Origin of the sequence: uncultured Thiocystis sp., assembly GCF_903866365.1 — a bacterium.
In the GTDB taxonomy this organism is placed as follows: Bacteria; Pseudomonadota; Gammaproteobacteria; order Chromatiales; family Chromatiaceae; genus Chromatium.
This window is the reverse complement of sequence record NZ_CAIPNF010000485.1, coordinates 1-4,733: the sequence shown is the minus strand read 5'-3', so window position 1 is coordinate 4,733 and position 4,733 is coordinate 1. Positions and strand designations below refer to the sequence as shown.

General features: G+C 61.2%; 1 protein-coding gene. It reads left to right on the top strand.

Going from position 1 to position 4,733, the window contains the following annotated elements; all coding sequences use genetic code 11:
- Positions 1 to 46: 46 nt before the first annotated feature.
- On the top strand, positions 47 to 4,733 hold a 4,687-nt coding region (locus QZY07_RS26445), incomplete at its 3' end, for a hypothetical protein (RefSeq protein WP_295409274.1).

The window sequence follows — 4,733 nt, the reverse complement described above, 5'->3', positions numbered from 1 at the left end:
GAGCGGTGGGCTGCCCCGACCGGGAAAAACAAAGGAGAATGTACAGATGGCGGGCTTTATCCAGGACCCAATCCAGTTCGTCAACTTGATCGCGGACAACCTGCGCGACAGATATCCACTGGTTCCGGATGAGCCTGGCGGACCGCCTTCAGGCTTCTCGCTGTTCAAGGAGCTGGTTCAGAACACCGACGACGCGACCGACGGGGCGAAGGCCACCCGGCTCACCCGGCTTGGATTCGGGCGCTCGGCGGGGCTGTCGAACGCGACTCACCCCTTGCTTCGGGCGCCGGCGCTGTTCTTCGTCAACAACGGCAAATTCGATGCCTCCGACGCGCGCGGCATCCGCTCCTTTGGCCAGAACAGCAAGGCCGCCGATCAGGGCAGCATCGGCAAGTTCGGCCTGGGGATGAAGAGTGTCTTCCATTTCTGTGAGGCGTTCTTCTTTCTGGCACACGATGGGGAACGCGACTACGCGGAGGTGCTCAATCCCTGGAGCGGAGCAGATATCGCGCAGTCGCTGCACCAGGATTGGGATGCCTTCGACCATCAGGATGTCCTTGCCATCCGACGTCACTTGTCAGGTGTGATCGCCAGCCTCGGCGACTCCGCGAATCCTTTCATTCTCTGGATTCCACTGCGCCGCCAGTCGGATCTCGGCGACGCTGGGCCGATCCTCGCGCAATATCCCGGAGAAGACCCGAGCTTACTGAACTTCCTCGCCGGGGCGAACTTTCCGGTACGCACGGCCGCGCTGCTGCCCATGCTGCAATCCCTGAGCCGGGTGTCCTATTGGAATCTGGAGGCGGACCCGAATCCCCGAGAACCCGTCTTCGAGGTCGCCCTGGACGGCGCCGCACAACGGCCAACACGGAGGGATTGGCCGGCGGCTCACGGCAGGGATCGACGCTCGCTCACCGGCCATATCACCATCCGCCACGGAGACACGATGCAATCGCTGCGCTTTTCAGGTTGGGAAGCGCACACCTGGACAGCGGCGCTCAAGGCACTGCACCGCCATCAACACTGGCCGAGCAGTTATGTCCGGAACGAGAAAGGCCATGCCAGTGAGGCCAAGGACAAGGCCAAGCCGCATGGCGCCGTGCTGTTCTCCCGCACGCCGGGGCACGGGTGGCTGATTACGCATTGGACAGTGTTTCTGCCCCTGGACGAGATCGAGGCCGTCGAGCGGGTTCGCTGTGAGGGCGACGACGACGTGCGCTTGACCCTGCATGGCTATTTTTTCGTGGATGCCGGACGTCGTGGTGTCGATGGGCTTGAAGACTGCAATGGACGCACGCTCGATCCGGACGAGAGCGAGTCCGCGTTACGGCGAGCCTGGAATTGCGAACTGCTGCGCGCCAATGTGCTGCCACTTCTGATCCCGGCACTGGAGGCCTTCGGTACCGAACAGGCACTGTCGGATGCGTCCAAGACCGCCTTGTCTCAGGCGCTTCTGCACACGTCGCTCTTTCAGCGTTTCCGTGCAGATATCACGGCGCAGACGAGCTGGCTGCGCGAGATCACTGCTGACGGGGTCGCCTGGGTCTGCTGTGGCACGGAACGCCAAGTGCTGTCTCTCCCAGCCCCGCCGCCGGATGATCCTGGGCATGCCTGGCGGCTGTTTCCGGTGCTTGACTCGATTGCGAAGAGCTATCGATTAGCCGTAGAAGGTGCGCCGCACCTGCTTCACCCCTCGGTCGAAATGCAATGGGGCGAGCAGCAACTCCTGGCGTTGATCGAATCGGTCAAGGCGCGCGAACTCTTCCAAGATCTTGATCGCTTGAGTTATTTGAGTCACTTTCTGAAAGATGCGGCAGGCCCGTATGTGCGCAGCCTGGCCGTGAGAGCGGCCCTTGCAGACATCATTCGCCAAGGACTGATTCAGCTGGGGGAAGCAGGGCTATCCCGGAATACGGATCAAAAGGAACTTGTTCACAACATCGTGGGAAGACTGGATCCCTCACGCTGTTTCAAGCTCGACAACAATCTCCCGGATTCATTACTGCGCGGGCTGCTATCCGCCAAGACCGAGGCGCTGCCTCTCCCGAACCAGCTCTTCCCTAAATCCTTCGCCGATAGCACGTCCCCAGTCCTGGGCGATGCCAAGCTATCCGTATCCGATGCGGTGCAGTTACTGGCCAAAGTAGAGGATGCACTGGCACTGGCGGCGGCAGCCGGCTCCGACACGTCCTTCCAGGACAAGGCACTCAAGCTCTCGTCGGTACTCATTCAGGGCGTCGCCGATGGGCAGCGCATGCCACTCTTGCAGCGTTGCGCCGACCTCAGGGTTCTGGGCGGATTCGACTGTCGCCAAGGGCGACAGGTGCCGGTCTCGGTGCAGGAGATCCGCACGGCGCAACAAGACGGTCTGCTATTCGGCATGTTGTTAGACACAGCACCCGCTAAACGCTTGGGGTTGGCAGTGGACCTTCAGGCCGTGTTGCCGCACGACCGGGTACTCGTCATTAACAAGGACACGGCTACCCTGGCGCTCGACGGTCGGAGTGGTGTTCGGCCGTGCGATGGTGGCGCGGTGCTCGCGGCACTGGGCGGCCGTCCGCGCGAACTCGGCGGGATCGAAAAACGGGCAGCACTGATCGAGCACTGCGGGACGCCGAGCAATGCGTTGGAAACGCGAGGACTGCGCTTCCTGCTGCACGCGAACCAAGACCACTTCAACGATGACGACCGCCTTTGGGTGCTGGGCCTGAGACAGGAACCGGTCTGGCGAACGCTCTGGTCGCAGCTTATTGGCGGCGAAACCGCGCCTTGGAATCTGGTGGATGTGAGACTCACCGAACCGCTATCCGGAACGGCTCGGAAAGCAGTGGACCTCCACGACATCAGTTCGCAGTCGGTCATCGATGAGATCGAACACAAGGGCATCTCTGCGCTGGATTCGAGCACTTTCGATCAAGACGAATGCGAGCAAATCCTGAAGGCGGTGAAGAACGATGCCCTGTGGGTCTCCCTCCCTTTCCACTGGATACGGCCGAACAAAGCCATCGCCGGGGACACAGCCAATGCCTACCTCGATTGCGGTCAGATCAATCTGAATGCCGAACTCCGGCGTGGACTGCATCTGTTCGTGCTCAGTGACGACAAGGCGCTTGCGCAGCGACAACGGGTTCTACTGAGAAACCTGGACGCGGAGGCGGCCATCGAGATCGGCCTGCACCACCCGGAGGTGCCGGGAGTATGGCGAGTCATCCTGGACGCCTTGCAGACCTTCGCGGAGCGCGGTGAGTCTCTGTCAGCCGCCATAGCGCAACGGCTCGAATCGGCTGAGTGGATCCCGAGCGTTGCAGGCGCACACCTCAGGCCCGACGACATCATCGACCTGGACGCCGCCGAGGCCGAGCTGGAAAGCATTCTGGCCAAGCTGCCAGGACTCTTTGCCACACCACGGGCGTTGCTTGCGGACGTGCTTGAGCATCCCGCTTATCCACAGTTACGCCAGGACGCTTTTGCACGAGGCCAAGCAGGGTTGGAGCGACTGGGACTCGTCCTGAAAGAAAAGGAGGTCGCGGTTTACCGCCTTGGCCGCATCGATCTGAAGAATGCAACCGAACTCGAAGAGACTGCTCGTGTGCTTGGCGGCTATCGCCATGCCGGTTGGCGGCTGCTCGCGGTACTCATCGAGCGATTGGGGGCGAATGACTGCTTCCAGAGTCTTCTGCCGTCGATGCAGCGGGATCCGGTCGAGACCGGTGACTTGGTCGATCTGCTCAACTGGATCGCTGGCCAAGGGGGCGACGGGGCGATCCGGCGGCGAGTGTTCGACCGTTACCTCAAGGTCTTTGCGGGGCAGCCTGACGCACGAGAAGCGTTGGGCCGATTGAAACTGAGAAACAAGGACGGTCATTGGAAACCCAGCAAGCAGCTGACCAGCGGCGTGACCGGTGTCGCCGCGTCTCATGTCCTGGACGCGCAGCAGGCAGAGATTCTGTCCGGGTGCATCGTCTCTGATCAGACGGACTCGGATCCATCCGCAAGTCGGCGGGATGTCGCCCATGCCTCCCAGACTGCTTCCGCTGGTCCAATCTTGCGTGGCTACTTCGATCCCTGGAATGTCCGGGTGGCGCGCCCTCTGGTCGGTGTTATCACCCTACTGTGCGGAGACGACCCTGCGGTCAGGGATCTCTGCAAAGATCTGTTGCATCCGCGTTCGCGGGACAAACTCATCGCCCAACTGCCTTGGGAGGTACGGAAATCGGATCCAACTCAGCCCAGACGTGCCTGGCTGGAGGGTTTGACGCTGCCTCAGGCGCTGGACTATTTCCGCATGGCCGTGCGCGTTCACGATGGCGAGCAACTGCATGTTCGCTCGCTCATCGGTGCCCCGATCTTCGTGAGCCTGGATCAGGAAGTGACGACCGTGTTTCTTGATCGACCGAGCTATTTCTCGCTCCAAGATCGGGATGGATACAAGGTCGAACTCGTGCTCCGGCGGATCCCGATCGAGGACTACTCCGACTCGCAGCTCTCTGAGATTCTCTGCGCCTCGGTTGGCCACCTGCTGCAAAAAGTTTACAACCAGCGCGGGTTCAATCTGGACAGCCTATGGAAGGAGCTTGACCAGTCCGATCAGGTCGATATCGAGCTGGCCAAGGCGCTGATCCTGGATCATGTCCCGGTTCATCTCAAGTACCTGGGGGCTCACAAGCATCCGGCAATACGCGCGGCGACCAACCAGTATCGCGAAAAGGAGATGCGCGAGAAGGAGTTCGCCG